At 42.7% G+C, this 24,793-nt stretch carries 23 protein-coding genes and 1 pseudogene; 11 read left to right on the forward strand and 13 right to left on the reverse strand.

The genetic code is table 11. The annotated features are described in order from the left end of the window. The first annotated feature begins 325 nt into the window (after nucleotides 1–325). A complete protein-coding gene (locus tag NT178_06665; GenBank protein ID MCX5812210.1) occupies nucleotides 326–514 on the forward strand; it encodes a hypothetical protein in 189 nt (62 codons plus the stop codon). Between the two features lie 159 nt (nucleotides 515–673). On the opposite strand, the gene NT178_06670 is transcribed toward NT178_06665, so the two are convergent. Then, on the reverse strand, nucleotides 674–1,258 hold the full coding sequence (locus NT178_06670; protein MCX5812211.1) for a hypothetical protein: 585 nt from the start codon (nucleotides 1,256–1,258) through the stop codon (nucleotides 674–676). A gap of 372 nt (nucleotides 1,259–1,630) precedes the next feature. On the opposite strand from NT178_06670, the gene NT178_06675 reads away from it, so the two are divergent. Continuing rightward, a complete protein-coding gene (locus NT178_06675) occupies nucleotides 1,631–2,803 on the forward strand; it encodes an aldo/keto reductase (GenBank protein ID MCX5812212.1) in 1,173 nt (390 codons plus the stop codon). A gap of 18 nt (nucleotides 2,804–2,821) precedes the next feature. Further along, nucleotides 2,822–3,721, forward strand: a complete 900-nt coding sequence (locus tag NT178_06680) for a hypothetical protein (GenBank protein MCX5812213.1) — start codon at nucleotides 2,822–2,824, stop codon at nucleotides 3,719–3,721. 208 nt (nucleotides 3,722–3,929) lie between these two features. On the opposite strand, the gene NT178_06685 is transcribed toward NT178_06680, so the two are convergent. Further along, nucleotides 3,930–4,109, reverse strand: coding sequence for a hypothetical protein (locus tag NT178_06685; protein ID MCX5812214.1), 180 nt, complete (start codon nucleotides 4,107–4,109; stop codon nucleotides 3,930–3,932). Between the two features lie 338 nt (nucleotides 4,110–4,447). Between NT178_06685 and NT178_06690 the strand changes: the two genes are divergently transcribed. After that, entirely contained in the window at nucleotides 4,448–5,503 is a 1,056-nt protein-coding gene (locus tag NT178_06690) for a DUF933 domain-containing protein (protein ID MCX5812215.1), read from the forward strand. Here NT178_06690 and bioA read toward each other — a convergent pair whose 3' ends face one another. From bioA to NT178_06715, 5 genes are all read right to left on the reverse strand, one after another. Then, a complete protein-coding gene (gene bioA, locus NT178_06695) occupies nucleotides 5,504–6,856 on the reverse strand; it encodes an adenosylmethionine--8-amino-7-oxononanoate transaminase (protein MCX5812216.1) in 1,353 nt (450 codons plus the stop codon). Between the two features lie 61 nt (nucleotides 6,857–6,917). Then, nucleotides 6,918–8,087: an 8-amino-7-oxononanoate synthase gene (locus NT178_06700; protein ID MCX5812217.1), complete on the reverse strand. Its 1,170-nt coding sequence runs from the start codon at nucleotides 8,085–8,087 to the stop codon at nucleotides 6,918–6,920. Between the two features lie 210 nt (nucleotides 8,088–8,297). Further along, nucleotides 8,298–10,016 carry a glutaconyl-CoA decarboxylase subunit alpha gene (locus NT178_06705; GenBank protein MCX5812218.1) on the reverse strand — a complete coding sequence of 573 codons (1,719 nt, stop codon included), beginning with the start codon at nucleotides 10,014–10,016 and terminating at the stop codon, nucleotides 8,298–8,300. Nucleotides 10,017–10,532: 516 nt separating this feature from the next. After that, nucleotides 10,533–10,685 (reverse strand): hypothetical protein, encoded by a 153-nt coding sequence (locus NT178_06710; protein ID MCX5812219.1) that lies wholly within the window; start codon nucleotides 10,683–10,685, stop codon nucleotides 10,533–10,535. Beyond that, the gene (locus NT178_06715; GenBank protein ID MCX5812220.1) at nucleotides 10,685–11,995 is read right to left on the reverse strand and encodes an AMP-binding protein; all 1,311 of its coding nucleotides are present in this window, start codon (nucleotides 11,993–11,995) and stop codon (nucleotides 10,685–10,687) included. The genes NT178_06710 and NT178_06715 overlap by 1 nt, the downstream gene beginning before the upstream one ends. Before the next feature lie 304 nt (nucleotides 11,996–12,299). Here NT178_06715 and NT178_06720 point away from each other — a divergent pair, with 304 nt between their 5' ends. Next, complete coding sequence (locus NT178_06720; GenBank protein ID MCX5812221.1) at nucleotides 12,300–13,340, forward strand: pentapeptide repeat-containing protein; 1,041 nt, start codon at nucleotides 12,300–12,302, stop codon at nucleotides 13,338–13,340. A 33-nt stretch (nucleotides 13,341–13,373) separates the two neighbouring features. Here the strand turns inward: NT178_06720 and NT178_06725 are convergent, their stop codons facing one another. The 4 genes and pseudogenes from NT178_06725 to NT178_06740 form a co-directional block, all read right to left on the reverse strand. Beyond that, nucleotides 13,374–13,847, reverse strand: coding sequence for a cyclic nucleotide-binding domain-containing protein (locus NT178_06725; protein MCX5812222.1), 474 nt, complete (start codon nucleotides 13,845–13,847; stop codon nucleotides 13,374–13,376). Nucleotides 13,848–13,984: 137 nt separating this feature from the next. Then, entirely contained in the window at nucleotides 13,985–15,997 is a 2,013-nt protein-coding gene (locus NT178_06730; GenBank protein ID MCX5812223.1) for a PAS domain S-box protein, read from the reverse strand. Between the two features lie 160 nt (nucleotides 15,998–16,157). Continuing rightward, nucleotides 16,158–16,372: pseudogene (locus tag NT178_06735) on the reverse strand (LamB/YcsF family protein). Between the two features lie 186 nt (nucleotides 16,373–16,558). Beyond that, nucleotides 16,559–17,581: a TRAP transporter substrate-binding protein gene (locus NT178_06740; GenBank protein ID MCX5812224.1), complete on the reverse strand. Its 1,023-nt coding sequence runs from the start codon at nucleotides 17,579–17,581 to the stop codon at nucleotides 16,559–16,561. Nucleotides 17,582–17,881: 300 nt separating this feature from the next. Here NT178_06740 and NT178_06745 point away from each other — a divergent pair, with 300 nt between their 5' ends. The 6 genes from NT178_06745 to NT178_06770 are packed head-to-tail and all read left to right on the forward strand — an operon-like array spanning nucleotide 17,882 to nucleotide 22,685. Beyond that, entirely contained in the window at nucleotides 17,882–18,190 is a 309-nt protein-coding gene (locus NT178_06745) for a hypothetical protein (GenBank protein MCX5812225.1), read from the forward strand. 54 nt (nucleotides 18,191–18,244) lie between these two features. Continuing rightward, entirely contained in the window at nucleotides 18,245–19,108 is an 864-nt protein-coding gene (locus NT178_06750) for a xanthine dehydrogenase family protein subunit M (GenBank protein ID MCX5812226.1), read from the forward strand. A gap of 20 nt (nucleotides 19,109–19,128) precedes the next feature. After that, complete coding sequence (locus tag NT178_06755; GenBank protein ID MCX5812227.1) at nucleotides 19,129–19,614, forward strand: (2Fe-2S)-binding protein; 486 nt, start codon at nucleotides 19,129–19,131, stop codon at nucleotides 19,612–19,614. Next, the gene (locus NT178_06760) at nucleotides 19,611–21,920 is read left to right on the forward strand and encodes a xanthine dehydrogenase family protein molybdopterin-binding subunit (GenBank protein MCX5812228.1); all 2,310 of its coding nucleotides are present in this window, start codon (nucleotides 19,611–19,613) and stop codon (nucleotides 21,918–21,920) included. Before NT178_06755 ends, NT178_06760 begins: the two co-directional genes overlap by 4 nt. Nucleotides 21,921–21,940: 20 nt before the next feature. Continuing rightward, nucleotides 21,941–22,180: a hypothetical protein gene (locus NT178_06765; GenBank protein MCX5812229.1), complete on the forward strand. Its 240-nt coding sequence runs from the start codon at nucleotides 21,941–21,943 to the stop codon at nucleotides 22,178–22,180. Between the two features lie 52 nt (nucleotides 22,181–22,232). Then, nucleotides 22,233–22,685 (forward strand): SRPBCC domain-containing protein, encoded by a 453-nt coding sequence (locus NT178_06770; protein ID MCX5812230.1) that lies wholly within the window; start codon nucleotides 22,233–22,235, stop codon nucleotides 22,683–22,685. A 414-nt stretch (nucleotides 22,686–23,099) separates the two neighbouring features. Here NT178_06770 and NT178_06775 read toward each other — a convergent pair whose 3' ends face one another. Beyond that, nucleotides 23,100–23,291, reverse strand: coding sequence for a hypothetical protein (locus NT178_06775; protein MCX5812231.1), 192 nt, complete (start codon nucleotides 23,289–23,291; stop codon nucleotides 23,100–23,102). Between the two features lie 31 nt (nucleotides 23,292–23,322). Beyond that, on the reverse strand, nucleotides 23,323–24,402 hold the full coding sequence (locus tag NT178_06780) for a hypothetical protein (protein MCX5812232.1): 1,080 nt from the start codon (nucleotides 24,400–24,402) through the stop codon (nucleotides 23,323–23,325). Nucleotides 24,403–24,793: the final 391 nt, after the last annotated feature.

The following is a 24,793-nucleotide window of genomic DNA, read 5'->3' on the forward strand; positions in this document are numbered from 1 at the left end:
AATCCGGAAGGCACAAATCTTCATAATGAAGACATGTTAAGAACAAATACGGGGTTGGGATCAAAGGGGATTCGGGCAACAGGCCGTTTATTCTTGACATTATACTGTGACTTGGACTGTTTCCCGCTATAGTACATACTTTTAGGGTGGCATGTGTTTTTCATGCTGTTCCTCCGGTTGATCGTGTTCAAAAAATATCATGCGAAGAGAGATTTTCCATACTTTTTCAAAAAAACATGCATTCTTCTTTGCAAACCTTAGCGTTTCTGTCATATATTGTAGCCATGATCCATTTATTCAGTTTCGAAGGAGGAGCAATTTGACCATGAACGATGTGTTGCCGGAAGGCGAGGATCTGCGGAGAGCCGTCAGGTGGATGTCCGGAAGACTTCAGGACAGTCCCGATGGACCGGTTCCGGTTTTTGTCAATGAAGCTATATTTAAGTTTGACCTCTCACCGAAGGACGCCAATTTTCTGATAGAATTCTTCCGCCAGAGAGAAGAGGAAAAGTAATCCATTACTGTGATAAACGGGGCAAGTGCTTTTAGCGGTTCATTGGCATGGTTTTCGTGGAGATTTATAAGGCAGGAGGGGTGGGCAACAGGCCATAGAACTTTGGCCCCATATCCCCGCTATTTATATTTTCATGCCCTTTCCCGTCCATACGCCAATTCAGGTTTTTTCAATAAAATCGGCAAGACCCCTTGCAATCCTTTTTAAGCAATGGGTGAAATCGATGTATAAATAAGATGACTTGGGCATGCAAACGCCTGCTATGAGCCTGTTTTGATGAACAATATCATAATTGATAACAAGTTCAATGAGCTTTTCTTTTGCTTCTAAAACGTTATCCTTCAGGTGCGGATTTCCCGTAATAACATAGTCTTTCGTATCTCTGCACTGTCCGTACGTAATTTCAAGCAGAGACTTTATTTCCTTTACTGCCTTATCACTGAAAAGGATGTCGGATTCAACTTTAACAAGCATTTTGGTAATAAGGTTGTCTATTGCTAAAGCTATTGGCTGAAAAGCAAGAACCAGATTAACGTACCTTTTTTCAATTGGATCTTTTTCTTTTTCTGCAAATACTTTTTCCACAAATGGTAAAATTGCGGTATGCATTTTCTCGAATTTGGATGAACATTCTTTTAATAAGGTCGGATTATTTGCAAAAAATCCTTTATAAACGTCTTGAAGAATAGGTATTATTGCCTCAAACGTTTTATGGAATCGTTGGATTAAATCTTTTTCTTCCATTTTGCCTCCACAACTGAATTATTTTTTATAATTTCTATATTTACTTATAACACATGAACGTCAGGATGTCATAGTGAATTTTACTTCAAAGTGCACCACTTGAGGGCCTGACGAAATACCTCATATGTGGGATATTGGTGGGATGACGGGAACAAATCTTTACCCTTGACTTCAGGCTACAACTGGGGACAATAAACTACCCCGCCGCAAGCAGAGTTGTAGTTTATTAGGATTTTTTCACTTGAAAATCAATTAAAATTGCAGGAGAATCAAAAAAGGATAATAGGGATTAAAAATAAGTGTTATATTGAATGACCTGAATACTTTTAGTTTCAAAATGCTTTAAAACAACGCTGAGAAGGAGGGACCTTTATGAGCAATACAACAAAGGATCATAATTCCATGAACCGCAGGGATTTTCTGAAATTTGGAGCTTTAGGGGTTGCTGCAGCAACAGGTTTAAGCGGCTTAAGTAAAATTGCAGAAGGCGCTACTGCCTCGAAACCCGGTACAACACCAGTCTACCGTACATTGGGAAGGACAGGTCTTAAAGTGACTGTTGTGAGTTTTGGCGCCATGCTCACACCGGACCATGAACCGATGGAAGTTGCCTTTGACCTCGGTGTAAACTACGTTGATACTGCACGGAGATATATGAATGGCAGGAATGAAGAGATCGTTGCAAAGGCCCTCAAAGGTCGTCGGGACAAGGTTTATGTTGCCACAAAATCTCTTCCTTCATCAACAACAAAAAAGGATATTGTTAACGATGTGGAGACAAGTCTCTCCAAGCTCCGGATAGATTATATCGACGTGATCCAGCTCCACAACCTCACAAGTGGTGACCGGGCCTTTATACCTGAAACACGGGAAGCGCTTGTGGAACTACGCAAACAGGGTAAGGTCCGTTTCTTTGGCGTTACAACACACACGAATCAAGCCGATGTTTTAAAGGCCATTATGAATGACCCTGATAAATTTTTCGATACAGCGCTGGTGTCATATAATTTCACAAGCGAAGCGTCGGTTAAGCATGCCATTGCTCTTGCCGCAAAAAGCGGTATCGGTATTGTAGCCATGAAAACTCAGGCCGGAGGATATAAAACAGATGCCCTCGGATCCATCAGTCCACATCAGGCAGCACTTAAATGGGTGCTTCAGGATGCCAATGTGGCTTGTGCTATCCCCGGCATGAAAGATATGAGTATGCTTCAAGAGGCAACGGCGGTCATGGGAATGAAACTTACCCGCAGGGATGAACGCATTCTCGAACGTTATGCCGAAGCTATTGCTCCCTACTATTGCCATCTCTGCGCTCAATGTGAGCCTACATGCCCGCAGAATGTTGCCATCAGCACCATTAACCGCTCCATTATGTACGCTGAGGGGTATGAGAACATGGAACTGGCCAGAGCAACTTATGATGAACTACCTCCTGATGAATCAGCCTATGTGTGTTCCAATTGTAACGAGTGCGTAGCTCATTGTGTGAACGGTCTGAATATTGCCGCCAAAATGCAGAAGGCTAAAACATTGTTTGCGTAACAAATGGAGAAACGTAACATGATCCTATGGTTTTTCGCTTTTTTCTCACTCTTTGCCGTGAATGCGTATGCCGCGCTTGTTGATGCGCCAATAGAAAATGTGTTCCCCATAACAGGTTTTTCAGAAGGCTGGGTCATGGAAGGCAAAGTGAAAACATTCAACCCGGATAACCTTTATAAACACATTAATGGCGAAGCCGAACTCTATCTGCCCTACGGTTTTGAAACTCTCGGGACTGCCCTCTATATGAATAAGGATAATCCGGATAAGGCTCTTGCCGTGGATATCTACAGGATGGGCTCTCTTCTCGATGCTTTTGGAATATTTTCACGTTACCGCGATCCTGATGCAGCAGAGGCAAAGATAGGGGATGGGAGTTTTGTTAACGATTCCCAGTTGATGTTCTATAAAGACCGTTATTTTGTTCAGTTTTCTGCTTCAGGCTCTATAACCCCGGAAAGGAACGTATATACAGATTGTGCAAGGATAATTGCAAGAAATATTACTGGAGAATCTTTGAGTCCGAAGGAACTTGCTTTCCTGAACATTCCTGCTCTTATCCCCCAAACGGAAACGTACATTTCCCAGAGCGTCCTCGGGTATGCATTCTTTAAGAAAGGTCTTACGGCAAGAGCAACCATTAATGGCGAATCGGTTAGGGTATTTGTTATTTTCGGTGAATCCGAAAAGGATGCACTGGATATAGTTACCCGGTATGTCGATTATCTGAAAGGTACGGGCGTTGAGCCACGATTTAAAAAAGACGCAAAGAACATAAACATCCTTGCCCTGGATCCGCTTTATAAAGGTTTTGTCATACGGCAATACGGGCGTTATCTCATCGGTGTTGCAAACCTTGCAAACCCCGCCGAGGGTATTCCTTTTATAGAACAGATACAGTCACGTATTACTGAATAGCAAAAAACAGGATAAGACAGCAGGGAAGGCACGGTAGGGCGTTGTTTCATTCTTTGCATTTCCGTTGACACATTCATTCCGCTAACCCAACCTCATGAATTCCCCTCTATTTTGACTAATAATATAGATAATGAAGCACTGAACGAGTAAGCAAAGTTTGACGGTTGTTACGTGATTAAAGGCGATCTGCCTGAAATTGATAAAACTGTTATCCATACATTGCTGTGGTGGAGAATGCCATCCGTACCTCAAAAACAGACTTTCTGGAGTTACGTCCATGGAATGTACGGACAGAATAGAGCACAAGAGGCCATGCCCTGTTGGTCATGCTTGCATACATAATTATCAGATATCTGAAAAAGGCATGGTCTTCTCTTGATGTTACCATGGAGGAAGGGTATCCATTCTCTCTCTTCTCTTACCTCCTTTGAAATGGCCATAGAGGGCAAGGGATCTTCACATCATATCCCGGTTACTCAGGGGATAAATGCGGGACTTTCCGGCCATGAGACTTTGATAGCATGGGTAAAATGGAAAGATAAGTTCGTCCGTTGTTATAATACATTATGGATTATGGGATAGAAAAAGTCTTGGGACTCCGGCAGTACAAATCCTTGTCATGTATGCTTTTTTTAAGTATAATATCCGTTGAACGCTGAAAACGGCCATGAAATAAATCCCACATCGGCATCAACGCCCTGTTCCGATTGGTAATGAGAGGAGAAAATGAATATTTCAGTTATAGGGAGTACAGGATGCGGTAAGACAACACTCTTTCAGGCACTTAGTGGAATAGTTTCAGAAAACAAGCCTAACTCAGATGCCGTTGCAGTCATCGACGTCCCTGACGAGCGCGTAGACAAATTAACGGATATTTTTAAACCTAAGAAAACGATATATGCACGGATAGCCTTGTCTGATACCGTTGCAATTGAAGAAGGGAATGTAAGGAGCGAGACGATAAGCGCGAAGACCCTCAGGGAGATGCGTAACAGTGATGCATTCCTGCTTGTCCTGCGCAACTTTAACAACGGGAACCAGATAGACCTCACAGGCGAATTCTTCACGATCTTTAACGAGTTCATCTTTGCAGATATCCTGCAGATTGAAAACCGTCTGGAAAGGATGCGCAAACAACAGAGTAAAAAGGAAAGCAATGTCCTGGCCCAGGAAGAGGCCTTACTCATCGAATGTCTCGACCACCTGAACTCGGATAAACCGCTTGCGACATTTGGCTCCCTTAAACAGCACGGAAAAGAACTCAGGGGCTTTCAGTTCCTCTCTCAAAAGCCAATGATGGCCGTTCTAAACTGCGATGAGGAGAAACTGGCTTCTTCCGAATCGATTATGAATGACATCAGAAAAACCATCCCATCCCATATCCCGGTAATTACCGCATGTACGAAACTTGAAGCCGAGTTCGCACTCATGGCCTCTGAGGAGAAAGATGTTTTTATGGCAGAATACGGCATCAAGGAATCGGTGGCAGGACGCATTATCCGGCTTGCTTTTGAAACGCTCGGTCTTATCTCATTCTTAACTGTAGGAGAGGATGAGTGCCGTGCCTGGCCGATAAAAAATGGGATGAATGCCCAGGAGGCTGCCGGGGCGGTTCACACCGACCTCTCACAGAAATTTATCCGGGCAGAGACGGTCTCCTACGATGATTTTATTCATTACGGAGGCTTTGCAGGGTGCAAAAAAGCCGGCGTCTGGCGGCTCGAGGGAAAGACCTACATTGTGCAGGATGGGGACATTCTCAACATAAGGGCAGGAAATTAATTATGCACCTGTCACAGCCTTTATGCTCTCATATGTCACATCGATAAGTTTCTGAAGCGTACTTTCATCTATGGCAAGGGGCGGCATAAGAACGATTACATCACCGAGCGGGCGAATGATAACGCCTCTCTTTCTGGCTTCCGTGATTACCCTGTGACCTATTTTTTCTTTCGGGAGGAAAGGGCGTTTTGTCTTTTTGTTTTTCACAAGTTCTATGCCAACCATAAAACCGGACTGGCGTATATCCCCCACATGGGTAAGCCCGTAAAATCTCTGTAATTCCTTACTCAGCAGAGCCATCTTGACTGGCAGGTTTTCCAGTGTATTTTCCTTTTTGTACAGATTAAGGTTTTCAATTGCTACGCTGCATGCAACAGGATTCCCTGTGTATGTATGTCCATGGAAGAATGTTTTGAAATCTTCGAATTGACCGAGGAAGCCATTGAATACCTCATCAGTTGTCATGGTTGCAGCAAGGGGGAGGTATCCGCCGGTAACGCCTTTGGCAAGGCACATAAAATCAGGTTCAACCTTTTCTTTTTCACAAGCAAACATCGAGCCGGTTCTCCCGAAACCGGTAGCCACTTCATCGGCGATGAACAACAGTCCATTTTCTTTGGCGATTTTACGAATTTCAGAAAGAAACCCTTCCGGCTGAACGATAATACCGGCAGCTCCCTGAACGATAGGCTCAATAACTACAGCACAGGCTTCATCTCTATATTTCCTTACAACTTCTTCAAACCGTTGAATACAGGCCATGCCGCATGATCCCTTTTCAAGCTTAAGCGGACACCTGTAGCAATAGGGTGCGGGAGATTTGTAAGTCTTGAAAAGCAACGGCCCGTAGACCTTGTGAAAAAGGTCAATACCACCTATGCTTACCGAGCCTATCGTATCGCCGTGATACCCATTTGTAAAGGATATAAACCGTTTCCTGTTCTTTTCCCCTTTCTGCTGCCAGTACTGATAAGCCATCTTCAGGGCAATCTCAACGGACGTTGAACCATTATCGGAGTAAAAGACTTTGGACAGACCTTTTGGAGAAATATCAACAAGCATTTTCGCAAGTACAATGGATGGAACGTTGGCAATCCCCAGCAAGGTTGAATGGCACAGCGTTTCTGCCTGTTGTTTGATTGCTTCCACCAGCTCTTTTTTTCCATGTCCATGGACAATCACCCACAGGGAGGACACCCCATCAATGTACCTTTTACCATCAATATCAATAAGATAGCACCCTTCACCTTTTTCTATTACCAGCGGATGCATATCCATATAATCTTTCATCTGAGTAAAAGGATGCCAGATGTATGTTTTGTCCCACCCGATCAGTTGTTCTCTGTCGTACACTATTCCTCCTGAATTATAGTTTGGAGTTCAGGGTTGTAAAATCCGCAATCCCAAATCTATATCAAATCAGCTCCATCTTTTTCCCTGTATTAATAAGGGTCTCTATGGCATAGTCCATATCTTCCCTGGTAAACCCTCTCACAATGGTCAACCTTAGCCTGGATGCCCCCTCCGGTACGGTAGGCGGACGTATTGCTTGCAAAAACAGCCCCTTTTTCATAAGGAGATCCTGCATTTTCACTGTCTTTTTATCTTCTCCGACAACTATTGGTACAATAGGGCCTGTGCTGTTTTTTAAATCAAAACCGGCCTGAAGGAGATTTTTCCTCATATAGCCGATGTTTTGCCATAATTCATCTTTAAAAGATGTATTGTTTTTGATAAGCCTTAAAGATGCAAGGGATGCGGCTAAGGATGATATGGGTAATGCCGTCGTATACATAAATGTCCGGGCTCTGTTTATGAGAAACTCTATTACAACGGGATCGGCCAATGCAAAAGCGCCAAACGAACCAAGAGCCTTCCCGAAAGTTGCCATATGCGTATCCATTTTTCCCGATAAACCGAATAACTCTTCAACACCAGTACCCTTTTCACCAAAGATGCCTGTTCCATGGGCATCGTCCAGCATTATATGCGCCCCATACTTTTCTTTAAGCTGATGCAACTCCCTCAGAGGGGCTATATCACCGTCCATGCTGAAAAACGATTCTGTAAGAATAAATTTCTTACCCTTTGTTTTGTCCTTTTTCAGCTTTTTTTCAAGGTCGTTTGCATCTCCATGCCGGTAAATCACCTTTTTCGCACGGGAGAGTCTGGTGCTGTCTATGAGGCTTGAATGATTCAATTCATCGGTGAAGATTACATCACCTTCTTGTGTAATTGTGGAGACTATTCCTATATTTGCCATGTATCCGTTTGAAAAAATAAGCCCGCTTTTATACCCTTTATATTCTGCAATTTCATTCTCAAGTACCTTATGTATATCGATACTGCCTGATACACTACGTGAAGAACATGTGCCGGCGCCGTAGTTATCAACAGCTTCCCTGGCAGCATCAACAACGTCAGGATGGATATGCAAAGAAAGATAACTATTTGAGCAGAGGTTGAGATACTCCTTTGAATTATAAAGTATCTTTGTGGCAGAGACGGGTTTTATATATTTTAATGACCTGTAATTGCCTGTTTCTTTAAAATATTCCAGTATTTCGCAAATCCTGTTGTGCATTGATTAATACCTGCAGTTTAATAGTTAGTATGTCCGGATTCAATCACGGCGCTGCCTGTTCCCGGCAAGCGTCGTGCATTGCCTGCCTGAAAAATTTATAGCACTATCAATCTATGGCTGTCAACATGTATAACAATATTGGTTAACCGGCTAATAAAAAAACAGGGTGGATAAACAATCCACCCTGTTTTTGTTTAAAATTGTTAAGGTTTAACCTTTGATAATTCTTGGTAAAATCATCTGGTGCTGCGGTGTAATTGATGCAGGATTCTGATAGCAACAATTTGCAAATGCAACAAGATATGTTCTCAATGCCGGCAGGGTTACGACTTCGTCAACCATGCCTGTTTTTGCACAGTAGGATGGCCTTGACTTGTCAACATATTCCTGTACGGTTTTGTTCATAGATTCAATAACCGGTCCAAGGGGTTTCCCTGCATCCTTCTCTTTAACGAGCCTTCTTGCAAAGCTTGCAGCCGCTGCAGTTTCGCCGTGCATGACATAGATTTCTGTTGTTGCCACGCCGAGCGTAAAGGCGTTGTTGTTGTTGGCCTGAGGGCCTGCCATGATGTAGTGAGCTGCTGCTGTGCCCTTTCTCAGTACAACGGTCATCATCGGGAGCTCGCTCTGTTCAATGGAATAAATAAGTGCCTGGCCAAGACCAAGGAGTTCTGCCTTCTCTGCAATGTCGCCGACATCTATTCCCGATGTATCCTGGAGCCAGACCATGGGGATTCTGTCTCTGCCGCAAAGCGTAACAAATTCATTAATCTTTATAAGCCCTTCACGGTAAAACTTGCCACCGATTCCGGGATACGGTGCATACTTCGGATAGCCCTTCGGTAGCATGCCCTGCCTGTTTGCTACTATACCGATAAGAAAACCATCTATCTTTACAAGACCTGTATAAAGTTCAAAGCCAAAATCAGGCCTGAACTCCATATGCTCACTTCCGTCAACCAGTCTTGCCATAAACTGTTCTACGTCATAAACCATCTTCTGATTAAATGCTAATATGTTATATAAATCCTCTGCCGGGAACTGCGGTTCTGCCGGTTGTGCTACCCTGAAGAAACTTGCATCATAGGCAGGAAGTTTTACTACCCATGTCTTAAGGGAGTCAAGCAGGCTTTCTTCGGTCGGGTGAACTTCTTTAAAAAATCCTGTATGATCGTAGTGAATCTCAACCCTGCCCGGTGGTATTGATTTGAATTTCCTTGTTGCATCGATAAGCTGCTCTGCCATGGCTTCATCAAAAAATCCCTTTGGCGCCATGCCGCTGACGATACCTGCGCCACCTACTGCGATGTTGCAGTCTTTATGTGCAAGAAGTAAAGTAGGGGAGATACCCTGATAGCCGCCGCCTGCGGGGTTGGTTCCATAAATGACCGCAAGAACAGGGATACCGAGTTTATTGAGCTCTGCATGTCTGAAAAATGTTGTACCGTTGCCGCGCCTGTTGGCGTAGACTTTTTCCTGCTCGGTGAGCTTAACGCCGCTACAATTTACCAACCATACGAGAGGGCAGTGAAGTCTTTTTGCAATATCTGTTACTCTGAGTATATTGTCCGCCTGACCGGCAATCCATGCACCAGCCATGACTTTGTTGTCAAAACCGATGATGACACACCATCTTCCGTTAATCCTTCCAAGACCATCTACTACACCTGTTGTCCCGGACTCTTCTTCCATGGGGTCGTATAGCATGTGGAGAGGCGCCCATGTACCTGGATCGAGAATATATTCAAGTCTCTGATGAACCGTCCATTCACCTCTTTTATTCAAAGTTTCCTTTGGCAGACCTGCATTCTTCTTCTCTTCAATAAGCGCTGCTATTTCCTGTTCAACTTTTTTAATCTGTTCTGCGTTTGCTGCATTAACCTTAACTGGTTTACCCCAGTCCTGCATCTTTTCAAAATACGGTCTCATATATTACCTCCAGTGGGTTTTTGAGGATTTGTTATTATTTTCACAATTATATTTTTAATACCATTATTTGTCAATATAAAATACAGATAAAATTGCCAAATTGATTAAGAAAACGATAAATATCAAATTATCATATAAGGAGATAATTGTCATGTGATATTTTTCATTTCCTCCTTATAAATAGTATAGCAAACAGTAGAGCTTCCAGTGCTGTTTACAGGGGACCTCACAGCCTGTTCAATCAATAGGTGCCTTGAAGCTCTGCTGCGGGGAGATTCATTAGCTAATACCATAAACTAAACAAGTGGTTAAGAATATGTTTTTGTAAGCAGAAGCTTTATAGCGACATGTCTGATGTGATTGCCCCTCGGGTCTCATCCGACGAGAAAAGTAAATCTGTTCAAAATTCCTTGTCGATACTTCAGGGCTTACCTCGGGGTGATTCATTTCAATGATTGATAAAAGTTTGATTGCCCCGCAAAATGCTTCGGGGCAATCAAAGGCAGTCCGATTTTGTTAATCTACTACGGGTGTTATGAACTTAAGGATATATACGAACTTCTGGATTATGCTTGCATTTTTGGCAATGGCATTATTGTCACCTGCCAGAATTCTCAACTTTTCAGCGCTTTCTTCAATCTTCTTTATTTCGTTTCTGATCTCGTCCATTAGTGTCCCCCTCTCATATCTTTGTATCGTTTTGCTTTGAGGTCATAGCGCGGCAAGGCACCTGGAGGCTCAACCTTCACCTTGCATGATAGATTTGTTTTAATTTTATGTGCTTCTCCTGCCCTCTTGGCCACATCTTCGGCTGCTTCCTTGCTGAGGGACGGATCTACTTCTATTCTTAGAAGAACATTGTCCATGATGTCTTCACGGGTAACAACAAGTTCGTATTCAATAATTTCCGGAAAATCAGCCCTGATAAACTGCTCGACTGTTTTAGGTGAGAAAAGTACGCCGCGGATCTTGCTTATATCGTCAACTCTGCCAACAATCTCCATTAATTTTTTGGATGTTCTGCCGCATCCACATGTATCTGGTCCCTTGATTGCCACATCGTTTGTATTAAAACGAATTACCGGGAAGGACCTTCTGCCGAGAGGAGTAATGACTATTACGCCCTGTTCTCCCACTTCCACCTCTTTTGAGAGGGTCTCACGATCAAGCATTTCAAGAAGGAAAAAAGGTTCTATTATATGAAGTCCCTTTTGTTCCTTACACATACTTGCGAAACCGCATGTTTCTGTGCTGCCGATATGGTCAAACATTGTGCAACCATATGTTGCCTCAATACGTAAGCGTGTTGCTTCGGGAAGAGGTTCTCCTGCGCCTATTGCCCTCTCAATTCCGAGAGACTTCGGGTCAATGCCCATTGACATGGCTTCCTGGGCGATATTGAGAAGATACGTTGGAGTACCTGCCAGTGCATTTGCTTTGAGCTCTATGATTTTATTAACCCTTCCTTTTGTATCAAGGGCTCCGCCAGGCACAACTTCACATCCTATCTTTTCGGCAGCGTAATGTGCTTCCCAGAATGCTACATATACATTGTATCCAAATGGCAGAAAAACCCTGTGCCAGGGCCTGAATCCTGCCATCCAGAGTATATGGCACCATGATTCGATCCTCCATTGCCAGCTTTCATAGCTCTCAGGGACATAGACAGGCCTTCCGGTTGTTCCGCTTGTCTGCCTGAAGCTGGAAACTTCTTCGATATTAATACCAAGAAGACCTCCATACGGAAAAGGCTCGACATTCTCCTGCCATTTTCTTAACTCTTCTTTGTAGGTGAAGGGCACTTTTTTGATATCGTCAAATGTTTTAATGTCTTCGACTTCTATCCCCTTAAATTTTTCTTTGCAAAGGTTGGAATTAGCTTTACTATAGGAAAATAAGGTTTTGAAATATGAAAATTCGATAGCATCCAACTTCTCTCGGGGTAGTGTTTCGGTGTATTTGTTCCAGAATTCATTCATAGACTTTCACTCCTTGTGGTTTCATATTGTGAAACAGTGTTTCTATTATCTCAATTAATTTAAAAATAAACAAGGTTATTGTCAAGTAAATTTTACTTTGATTTTCCCGACTTTCTCTATTATAAAACGATATATTGAGCGATATCAAGCAGTTGCGTACATCAAAATCTCTTGTATATAGACTGTGCCAATAATAAATAGCTGGAATGACTTTGAAAATAAATTGTGCAATTTCTGCAATTTTTATGCTTGCTTTGTCAGTATTTTTAGGCGTAAATAAAATCAACTATTTTTGGAAGAATATATGATGGCAAACGAACAGCAAACAACAATATTACTTCAGGGCGTTGAAATATGGAATAAATGGAGAGAACAGAATCAAGACAAACAGATTGATCTGAGGGGGGTAAATTTAGAGAAGGCAAATTTAAATGATATCAATTTTTCTCATGCCAGACTTGAGGGCGCCAACCTTTCCTTTGCACAACTTGAAGGTGCAGATTTTACGCATGCAAACCTGAGAGGCGCCAACCTTTCCCATGCGCATCTTAAAAAAGCGCATTTTGCCTTTGCGCATCTTGAGCAGACAGTGCTTCTTTTTGCGAATATGAGGGGGGCGGACCTCCGCGGCGCCAACCTTCATAGTGCATCATTAGAGGATGCATATTTGCAAAACTCCGACCTTTCACATGCTCACCTTGAAAATGCTATGCTTGCATATGCAAACTTTAAAAATGCACATTTAGTCGATGCCAACCTGAAGGGCGCCAGCCTGAAGTCTGTAAATCTGGAAGGGGCAAACGTCTCCTCTGTTGCATACGATCAAAAAATCATGTTAAGGGTACTCAAAGAAACTTGGTTAAGCCCAAAAGCCCTTTGGAAAAGAAGGCACGATATAATTTTGGATACTACCATACGGTGTAGAGGTGCCTACGTTGCCTGTTATGGGAGCCAGAGATTCAGAGCTTTTATTCAGGATCAGGATTATTTAGAAGAACTCACGGAAACCGGATTTGGACGTTTCTTATGTTTTGTATGGTGGATGTTATCAAATTGTGGAAGATCTATCACCAGGTGGGCAGTCTGGTCATTCTTGTTTATACTCTTGTTTGCCCTTATATTTATGTTTATGGGGCCTAAACACTTTTATACACCAAAACTCGAGTTTAATTCTATAACCATGATTTATTACAGCGTGGTAACCTTCACGACGCTCGGGGGAGATATCTTTCCGAATACATCGTTGGCGGCAATTTTAACGATTGCAGAAGTACTGATTGGTTATCTAATGCTTGGCGGACTCATAAGCATTTTTGCAAGCAAACTTGCCCGTAGAGGAAGCTGAATCGGATATGCTCCACAAGCCTTATATAGGGTGTTAATACTTGCCGAGATAATCTGCAAGCACCCCTGTTGTTTCGCGCAGCCTTTGACTCATTACGGCGGCTATTTTCTGAAGTATTTTAGCGCCCATTCTCGGTTTTTCGTCGAGGATTCTGTCAAATTCCTGCCTGGTAAGCACTATCAGGACAGTTTCTTCTGATGCTATTGCAGTGGCTGACCTCGGGCTCCCATCTATTACAGACATTTCTCCGAATATTCTTCCGGTGCCTATGTATGTAATCAACTTATTTTCATTTCCGCTCTCTTTCAGAATATTTACTTTTCCTTTAAAGATGATGCACATAAAGGCCTTTTTATCCCCTTCTTCAAATATTGCGGCACCTTTTGGAAATGTTTCCGTACTCATGTATTTCGACAATTCCTCAAGTTCTCCCCAGGAGAATTCCTTGCTCAGAGGGGTTTTTTCAAGCATTTCTGCCCGTGCTGCCGCTGATTTTCCTAAGCTCATGCACACCTCCATATTCCTTATTATATCAATTTGCACTATTTCTACTATTTTTTTCTTTATATGTAACGTATCGTTTTACTTAAGAATTACCTGCCTGCCCATTAAAAAGCAGGGTTTAGCTCCATATCTTATAAATTTTACAGAATTATCTGAGAGCCTCCCAAAACTTCCTGCACTTTCATAACAAGCACAAAAGGAGTAAAGGGCTTAGAGATAAAGTGCACCTTACCTTTTAGAATTTCTTCGTGTGGTATGCGTTCATCGGTATAGCCGGACATAAGAATTGCCTTCATCTGTGGATATTTTGCCTTGAGCATATCCACCAGAACTGTACCTTTCTTGCCAGGTAGAACCACATCGGTGACAAGAAGGTCGATGGGGCCTTCCCTTGCTTCAACCCTGGAAATTGCATCATCGACACTTATTGCTGAAAGGACGGTATACCCTAAGCCTTCCAGCACATCTGTTACCATATTTAATATCCCTGGTTCATCTTCTACCACCAGTATTGTTGCTTTTCCGGATAAAATCAAAGAATCGGCAGGAGGTAAAAATACCTCCGCAGTTTTTTTATCCTGTACCGCTGCCGGGAAACAGATCGTAAAAGCGTTTCCCTTCCCCTTCTCACTGTCCACAGATATATTACCGCCAAACTGTTTTACGATACTATACACAATTGAAAGTCCCAACCCTGTTCCATCCGGTTTAATCATATAGAAGGGTTCAAAGATATGCGCCAATGTTGAAGGAAGTATTTCTGTTCCGGTGTCGGCAATGGTAAGTAAAACATATTCTCCGGGTAATGTATCTTTATTTGCACGGCAATACTCATCATCAAAACGCCGAGTGCCGGTTGTAATGCTTAAGGTTCCTCCTGTCGGCATTGCATCACGTGCATTCACCGAGAGGTTTAAAACAAGCTGTTCTATCAGTGATGGATCTGCCTTTATCAAACTAATATCGGGATCAAGAAAAAGATCGTATTGAATATCTTCACCCAGGAGCTGTTCCAGCATCTTTTCCATTTTCAGAACAATATCATTCAAATAAATTTCACTAAGCCTTACAAGCTGACTGCGACTTAAGGCAAGAAGCTGTTGGCATAGCTTAGAGGCACGCTCGGATGTTTCCTGTATACTTACAATTTCCTTATAACCTGAATCATCCGGTTTAATTCTATAAAGAAGCAGCTCCAAATTTCCCATGATTGCAGTAAGGAGGTTGCTGAAATCGTGTGCCATCCCGCCTGCCAATCTTCCTACTGCTTCAATCTTTTGCGATTGGATGAGCTGAGCTTCAAGCCTTTTTCGTTTTGTTATATCTTCAACAGTACCCTCATAATAAAGAATATTTCCTTTTTTATCACGAATTGCCCGGGCATTCATAGAAACCCAGTTCATGCTCCCGTCTTTTCGGTACATCTGGGCTTCAAAATTGTAAACCAGACTACGCTCTTTTAACAATCGCAGAAAGTCATTGCGGCGGCTTGAATCTACAAATAACTGTGAGGCTATTTCAACAACGGTACCCATTAAATCCTCTGGCGAGCTATATCCCAATATACGGGCAAGGGCATTATTTACATTAAGGAACCGCCCTTCAGGCGTTGTTTGAAAAACACCCTCTATGACATTTTCATATGTAATACGATATTTTTTCTCAAGTTGTTTTAACGCCTTCTCAGTGTTCTTTATTTCGGTAATATCAGTGGAAAATATTGAAACTTTTGATACCTGCCCTTCATGATTGAAAACCGGGTGAAGATAGTTGTCGTAATACTTGTTGTTTTGGGTATCCTCAAAATGGACTACCTTACCTGTAAAAATCGCTTCATCAATATGCTTTTTTATTTTTTTAGCAGCTTCCCGCGCAAAAAGATCGGAAATTTGTAGGCCAACAAGCTCGTCTCTGCTTATGTTTAGTTTATTGGCAGCCGCTTCGTTTCCCAGGATTATATTTCCGTACGTATTGATTAAAAAAACAGCTTCAGGATTTGAATTGAGTAAAATATGCATAATCTCTTCATATTTTGTTCGTTCTTCTTCTAATTTGTTATACTCTTCCTCTTTCGCCTTTGCGGTTTTAAGGGAGTAGCGCAACCATCGCAATTCCTTTAAAAGCTCTTCTTTGGTTTTTTCTTCATCATTCATATAATTCGCCTGAATCTTTCAATAGTATATTAAGTATAGCATACAAGACAATAATATTGTAAAAGAATCAATATTTATATATAGTTGTCCGACTTCTTATTAATAAGAAGTCTTTCCATTTTCTGCATCCTTGTTCTGTTTTGATGAGTTTGTCTTAATATTAACGGAGTTTTTTGTTCCAAAGGTCTTCCGCTTCTTTAATGCTGACAACCTCATACTTGCTCGCATCCATAAATATTCTCCAGAAGCCTATCAGGTCGGGATATTCAGGATGCGCTTTGGCCATGGAATAATGTTCCTTGCAAAGCAAAGATGTTTTTTCCATAATATTCGGATCGGAGGATGAAAGCCGCAGGCAATATTTGAGAAAGCGATAAACGGGATTACCCTTTTGTCGCTCCCCAGCTTGTAATCATCGAAAGATTCCCAATGGTGCAGTTAATGTCAACAATATATTCCATATGTATTAATAACAAAAAATACTACATGGTTATAAATAATTTTGAATATTAGAAGGGGGATGATAAACATCCCCCTTCTAAAGCTCTTATAGCGGGTTAATTAATGCTTCTTCAGGAAGTCAAGGCAGAACTTCAATGCCTCATCGCCAGGAAGACCCTTTGCAGTCACATCTTTTGCATACTGATCGAGCAATGGTTTTACAGCTGCTGCCCATCTTGCATTCTCTTCTGCTGATAAAGGTATAACTTTATTTCCTTTTTTCAAAGTAAATTCCCGGCCTGCTTTGTCAATTTCATCCCAGACCTTTCCCTGTTTTTCCATCCACTCGGCATTTACCTGATCAAAAATCTTCTGAATGTCGGGAGGAAGTGCATTCCATTTGTCTTTGTTCATAACAACGAACATGCCTGCCGTGTAAGCAGAACCGTAGCACTCGGTTGTGGACTTAATGATTTCACCCCATTTCCAGCCCTCAAGGGCTTCAAATGGAGCCATGGATCCGTCAACAACACCGGTGCGCAATGCATCATACGTCTCGGGCATCGGTGCGCCGACCGGGGCGCCACCTAAAGCCTGCACGATGGGTACCACACTTCCCTGTGCCCTTATCTTCATGCCCTTAAGGTCTTCAAGCTTATTAACCGGTTTTTTGGTATGAAGTATGCCGGGGCCATGGGCATGGAGGTATAAAACGTGGACTTTGTCGAGTTCTTTTGGTTTAAATTTATTATAGTACTCGTTTATAAGCTTGGTTGCAATTGTCCCGCTCTTGTAGCCGAGAGGCAAATCAATCATTGCCATCATCGGGAAGGTTCCTCTTGAGTAGCCAAGGACACTAAAACCGATGTCGGCAATACCTTTCACCACGCTATCGTAAGTTTGAGGCGCCGGCGTCAGTGTTCCGCCGGCATAATATGTTATTTTAACTCTGTTGTTCGTCCTCTTTTCTATCTCTTTGCACCACTGCTCTGAAAGAATGCTGTTTTTGTGACCAGCCTGGAAGAAATTGGAATAGTTAAGCTTAATCACCGTTTGTGCTGCTGCACCATCAGGAAATGAAACGAGACAGAAAGATACGAATAAAACTAGCAGAAAAAACCGATAAAAAATATTACCTTTCATAGCTAACCCCTCCTCTTTATTTTGTATCATTCATAATTAATAGCAATTTGAACCTGTTTGTCAACCATATTTTGTATACATTAATTTATTTATTAGTAATTCGTACAGTTTATTAAGTATATTCACTATAGTAAACAATTAATTAAATAAATAACCTTTCAAATTACAATGTGTTGTAAATGATTGGTTTATTATGGTAAATATTTTATGTGATAAATTTAACTTGACATTTATACTAATATTGTAAATAATTTTGTTTGTAGTAAGTCTTATCGAGATAGATTTTTCAGGGAGTTTTTTATGGCAAAAATAAAGATGACTTGTCCGATTTCAAAAGGAGTTTGTACTGAATGTGCCATATACAGGGGAAGGCACTTTTATCTGTGCTTTTCTAAGGAATATCATGGAGTGTCCCTTGGCGTAAACCAGATTGATGAGTTAAAGGCTCAATATAAAAAGGGAAACAACGTTCAGGATGAAAAGTTTGGGATGCCGGATAGTATTCAGATGAGTCCGAAATGGATTCAAGACGTTGAAGAATTGGTGGGAGAAGCGGCTGAAGCGGGAGAAAAGCTGAAAACGAGAGAAGGGCAAAGAAAACAAAAATAAAGAAAAGCGATAAGAGAGAAGGAGAGGACTAATGATAAAAGAAAGGAGAGGACTATGATTAATGATTTTAATTATCTGAAGCCTGGTACGCTTAAAGAAGCGCTTGCCATGTATGCCGAGCATGAAGATTGCAAGGTGATATGCGGCGGCCAGTCATTACTGATCGTAATGAGACAGGGGATGATTTCCCCGGAATACATGCTCGACATCAAGCACGTCAAGGAGCTTGACTATATCAAGTTCGATGCTAAAGACGGCCTGAGAATTGGCGCTACCACTACTCACCGTGCCATTGAAAAATCCGATGTGATTAAGAAGATTTATCCTGTGATGGTTTCAATGGAGAATAAGCTTGCCTCAATCCAGGTAAGAAACTGGGGCACTATAGGAGGCAACCTTGCCCATGCCGACTCCGCAGGAGACCCCGGACCTGTCTTGATCGCATTGAAAGCAAATATCAAGATAGGAAACGCAAAGGGCGAACGGACAGTGGCACTTGAGGATTTCTTTGTCGACTATTTTGAAACAGTAATGGATCACGAACTGGTACTGGAAGTTCATGTACCGGCTCCAGAGCCTAAAACCGGTGCAGCCTATCAGAAATTCAACCTTCTCGAAAGCGATATGGGCATTGTTGCGACTGCAGCGGCTGTTACACTTGACAACAGCGGCAAATGCAAGGATGTACGTGTTGTTCTGGGCAATGCCGGTTCTATACCGATAAGGGTTAAAAGGATTGAAGAGCTGTTAATTGGGAAGGCATACGATGAAAACCTTTTTGCTGAGGCAGGAAGCATGGCATCGGTAGACTGTGAACCTGTTGCAGATATCCATGGGTCTGAAGAACACAGAAGACATATACTGGGTGTATTGACAAAGAGGATGTTGAAACAGGCCTGGGAAGAAGCAAGAGGCTAACCGAGAAAGGAGGATAGAATATGGAAAAGAGATTATTAACGCTCAATGTAAACGGGCAGGATTATGAGTTATATATAAATCCGAAAACACTTTTAGTGGAAGCAATAAGAGATTATATAGGTTTAACCGGAACAAAAAGGGGATGCGATACGGTATCATGCGGAGCATGCACAGTGATGATCAATGGTATGGCCGTAAAGTCATGTTCGGTGCTTGCAATGCAGGCCGAAGGCTTTCAGATAACCACCGTTGAAGGGCTGGAAGTAAACGGTGAGCTGGCGCCTATTCAGAAGGCATTCATTGATAATGGCTCCTATCAGTGTGGTTTTTGTGCCCCCGGTATGATTATGTCTGCACAGGCATTACTCAATGAGAACAAGAGTCCCACCGAATGGGAGATTAAGGAAGGCATTGAAGGAAATATCTGCCGCTGCACTGGCTACAACAGCATCGTCCGGGCAATAGATGGGGCGGCAAAAGGTAAATATACGGAGGCTAAACCATGAACAAATACACCGTAATAAACCCACACTCAAAATTCACGGTACTCAACACCCACGTTCATAATATAGACGGCGTAGCAAAGGTGACCGGCAGGGCAGAATATACCTTCGACATTAAGTTGCCCGGTATGCTCTATGGTAAAATATTACGCAGCCCGCACCCTCACGCAAAGATCCTGAATATTGATTACAGCAGGGCACTGGAAATTCCCGGTGTATATGGCGTTGTAACCGGTAAGGACACCCTGGGGGTTAAACAGGGTATATGGCGGCGCTACAAAGACCTCTGCGATGAGCAGATACTGCCTGTCGATAAGGTCCGCTACATCGGTGAGCCTGTTGCAGCAGTGGCCGCGATAACAGAAGAGATTGCAGAAAAGGCCCTTGATTATATTGATGTTGAATACGAAGTGCTTCAAGGGGTATATGAACCTCTCGATGCTATAAAGAAGGACGCACCTGAAATCCATGAAGGATTTGAACGTAATATCAATGTTACCCGCCATATCGAGTGGGGCGAAGTGGAAGAAGCATTTGATGAAGCTGAATATGTCAGGGAAGACTGGTTCAAGTGCGGCGGTCAGGCGCATATGTGTATGGAAACCCGCGCAGCCGTGTCAAGCTACACACCTGAAAAAAAGATGACCATCTATTCATCCAACCAGTCCGCTTATTATATGCAGGCACTCATGGCCGGCGTACTCGGCATGAGAGAAGGTGATATACGAATTCTTGCTCAGTATGTTGGCGGCGGTTTTGGCGGCAAATTCGAACTCGATGGAGCAATCTTCTGCAGCGCCATTCTCTCCATGAAGCTCTTCAGACCGGTTAAGATCGTCTATACAAGAGAAGAGGATTTCATTGCTACGAAGCGTCGTACCCCCATGTTCTACTATGTCCGCACCGGCGTGAAAAAGGACGGCACCTTCTGTGCACGTGAAGCCAAGGTATTCACCAATGGCGGCGCATACACAGGCATGGGCGCAACAGCCCTTTACCTTACAGGCTTTTTCCACTCTTTCCCTTACAGATGGAAGGGCTACCGCTATGACGGCTACAGGGTCTACACAAATACGTTACCATCTACATCAATGCGCGGTTTCGGCGCTCCCCAGGCCATGTGGTGTTCGGAACAGCAGATCGAATGGATCGCCGCTGATCTTGGCCTTGATCCCATCGACATGAGAAGGAAGAACTCCCACTATGAAGGCTACGAAGTGCCGGGTCAGGCCACAATCGCAAGCTGCGGTATTGATCAGTGCTACGATGAAATCAGACAATGGATCGCATCAAAAGGCACATTACCGGCAAACAGATCTATCGGTATCTCTGCATGCGGTTTTATGTCGGGCGGTATCTTCAACTGGTTTGACACCCCATACTCCTTTTCGTCCGCTGTGGTCACCCTCAATCAGGACGGAACTGTCGAGCTGCATGTAGGCGCGCAGGAAATAGGCCAGGGTTCAAATACGACAATGGCCATCATTTGCGCAGAAGCGCTTGGCGTCAAAGTAACAGATATAAAGGTACATTCCGGCGATACCGATCACTGCCCTGCCGACCTTGGTGCATGGGGCTCCAGGCAGACACTTATGACAGGTAACGCAGTAAAGATGGCAGCAGAAAGTGCAAAGAAACAGCTTCTTGAGTTTGCATACGCACAGTCAGGATTAAACATCGTATATGACCTTGACATAAAAGACGGATGGGTACATGCCATTGCCCGGCCGGAAAGAGGTGAAGAATTTGTTCAATTAGTAAGGAAGGCGCTCCGCGGTAAAGACGGTCAGAGGATTATCGGCAGAGGTTATTATACGCCTCACCGTAAAGGTATGATCTCCCCGGCATACAGTTACATGCTTCAGGGGGTTGAAGTGGAGGTTGATGAGGAAACAGGCAAGATCAAGCTTATCGATAGCATGACAGCCCACGACTGCGGGCAGCCAATCAACCATCTCGGACTTATCGGCCAACTCGAAGGCGCATTCTCCATGGCTGCCGGCTACGGCTACCTTGAATACATGCCCTATGAAGATGGAAAATTAATGAACCCGAATCTGGTGGATTATAAGATGATCCGTGCCACAGAGATGCCGCCGGCAAACATTGCCGAGATTGACACATATGAGCCGGAAGGACCTTATGGCGCAAAAGAAGCAGGTGAAGGCCTTACCAACCCTACTGCTGCAGCAATAGGCAATGCGCTTTTCCATCGTTTTGGCATTCAGATGAAAGAATGCCCTGTACGGCCTGAGATGATTCTCGATGCTTTAAAGGAAAAGAAAGAGAAAGAAGCACAAGGGAAATAATAAACGAGGAGGAATAAAACATGAGCGAACCGATAACCGATCCTGTAATATGTCCTGTATGCGGTAAAAAAGCAAAAACAGGCAGTGCAATAGATTGTGCCAGACATATGTTCGGCACAGGCGATAAGCCTCACAGAGAGTGGGTTAATGCGCAGGGTTTATCATTTATAGACCTTTTGATCGAGCAGGCAACAACCCCTGGAAATGCGAGCTATCAGATTTTGGCCGATGTCATTGAAAAGACACGTCCAAAAAAGTAAGAGGTGATCAGAGGTAGCGAAGGAAGATTATTTTTATGAAAAGGAGGTATTAATGGTTATTGAGGGAAGTTTTACGGTAGACGCACCAATTGATAAATTGTTTGATTTTATGCTGCAACCTGAAAGTATCATGACATGCATACCGGGAACAGAGTCTGTCAGGATTATTGACGATAATTCCTATGAATGTATTGTAAAGCAGAAGGTCGGCATTATTACAGCAAAACTGAAATTTGTAAACAGGATGACAAAGATTGAGAAACCGACACACCTTGAGATTCAAGGTGAAGGTGAAGATGTAACAAAGCTCGGTCACTTTAAAAACAAGACCACTGTAGATTTGAAAGAAGTGTCTCCGGGCACGGTTGAAGTTAAATATGTATCAGATGTCAGCATTGTCGGAAAGCTTGCCATGTTCGGCGACAGGATTATGAGGGCAAAGGCAAAAGATGTGGAAAAGGATTTCACAAAAAACCTTAAGGAAAAGCTAAAAGCAATAGCATAATAAATCTTTCAAAAAATAATCTGGAAACACAAATAGAAAAGGCTCCTCAATTGAGGAGCCTTTTCTTGTTTCTTTTGAAATTCAGGGAACTATCTGAAGACTGAATGGTATGTGATTTTCTGCTGTTTTAGTCTATTAATGAAATTGCCGCAATTGTGGTGGAAACATTTTCCACCACTTTAAATATCTTCGCAAACCATAGCTGGTACTTGTTTTTCGATTTCTCTGAAACATTTTCAGAGAAATCGATCCATATATTACGCCTGTATATTATTTGATACTTTCCGTTTTGCTATACAGGCCATACCGATCCTACGCTTTTTTGTATATTTTTTACGGGAGAAACGAAAAAATCAGGAATAAAAAAAAGGGGAGCTTTTGGCTCCCCTTTTTAAATACACTTGCTGTTTCTTCTTAGAAGAAATAGATAGCGCCGACTCTGAAACTATTTACTGAGCCATGGCTGTCTATATACTGGGTGCCGTTCTGGAGGCATTCCTTGCCTGCATAGTTTGTGACAGCATTCATATACTCAAAACCTACCCTGAGTGCTGGACTTACATCATACAGAATATTAGCTGTGATTTGCTGGTTGTTCCGCACCATTCCAGCAGCAGCAGCAGTTGTATTGTAAGCATTAAGACTGTCGATCCAGTAAAGCGTTTACATATACCTGATTGGTTAAGTAATACATAATATGAGCATAACCGCCTGATACAACCGGTGCTGAGAAAGTAGGATTGGTAGCAGTACCAAAACTATAACTGTTGGGGGCCATATTGAGATGTGCCGCCGCAACGTTCTGAGAAGTAAAGGCACTAAATGCTGTCATCAATGCGCCTTTCTTATCTTCTTTCTTCTGGGGGATTATGGGGATTATAGTTTTTGCTTCAACAAGCCAGGTGTTGAGGTTGGTGTCGCCATATTTCCTTGCAACAGTTCTATCGCCCTCGATAGCCGCAGAAACCTGTGAATTATACTGATTCTTTTGAGATCCGAGCATTCCACCCAAGCTGAAGAGCATTTGCCAGGGGCCTATCTTTCCGCAGGAGTCAGTGGTGTAGTTGATATCGCCTGCAACAGCGGGCATTCCGCTATTGTTGTACGAATTGTTTCCGCTTGTACCACCGACAGCGGTACCGTTCATAAGGCCGGAGTTCATAATGCCGAAATTGACGAACCAATTCTTACCGAATTTTTGCTGCAACATTACCTGCTGTGTATTCGGAGTTCCCTTGTTGAATGGAGTTACTGTAGAGAAGTTAAGGGCGTTGCCTGACCAGGTCGGGAGTGTAGAAATAGTCGAAGGAACCTGACCTATAGTAAGGTTTGTATTCCCCCAATCCAGTTTTATAAATGCAAATTTCATCTCAAATGAACCATTATTGGTAGCTGACCATTGCCCGATAAAATCACCGGAAAGAAAGGCCATTGTTTTTGCGCCCCATGCGTCCGGACCTTTTACGAGGAAGTTAAGCTCTGACTGGCCCATACTCATGAAATAATTGCCCATTTCGTTAGCTGCGTTCTGATTTCCCTGAAAACCACCTGGTAAGGCAGAACTAAGTGCAGAGCCGACAGCCTGAGTGTTGTAGCCTGTCTCAAACTCCAAATAACCGCCAATCACTAAATCCCACCTGCTCGTTGCGCTTCCTGCATAGGTAATTGCAGGTACTGCAAGAAACAAAGCAAGCATAATTACTAAAATCTTCTTCATTCCTACCTCCTTTTTTGTTTTTAATATACTTTTAATTTTGCTATTAATAAAACTGTTGAAAATAATCACTTCACCTCCTTTTATTAAGTATTTTTAATTTATAGCAATGATGCAAATATTTGTCAAGATAAAAATTAAAATATTTTAAGAAATGGTGAAGAATTCCGAAAATCCCGAAACCGTAACTATAGAAACATTACCGTCTTAAAGGTTAAATCGGGAAAAGGGAGTCAGAACTAATTGAATTTGGCAAAGGCTGTTGAAGAAAACTCTAAACAGCATCCTTTTTATTGACATACGATATGGTTTATATTATATAAAACACACGCGGGAATAACTCAGCGGTAGAGTGCAACCTTGCCAAGGTTGAAGTCGCGGGTTCAAATCCCGT

The sequence above is a fragment of the Pseudomonadota bacterium genome, from assembly GCA_026388255.1.
In the GTDB taxonomy this organism is placed as follows: Bacteria; Desulfobacterota; Syntrophorhabdia; order Syntrophorhabdales; family Syntrophorhabdaceae; genus JAPLKB01.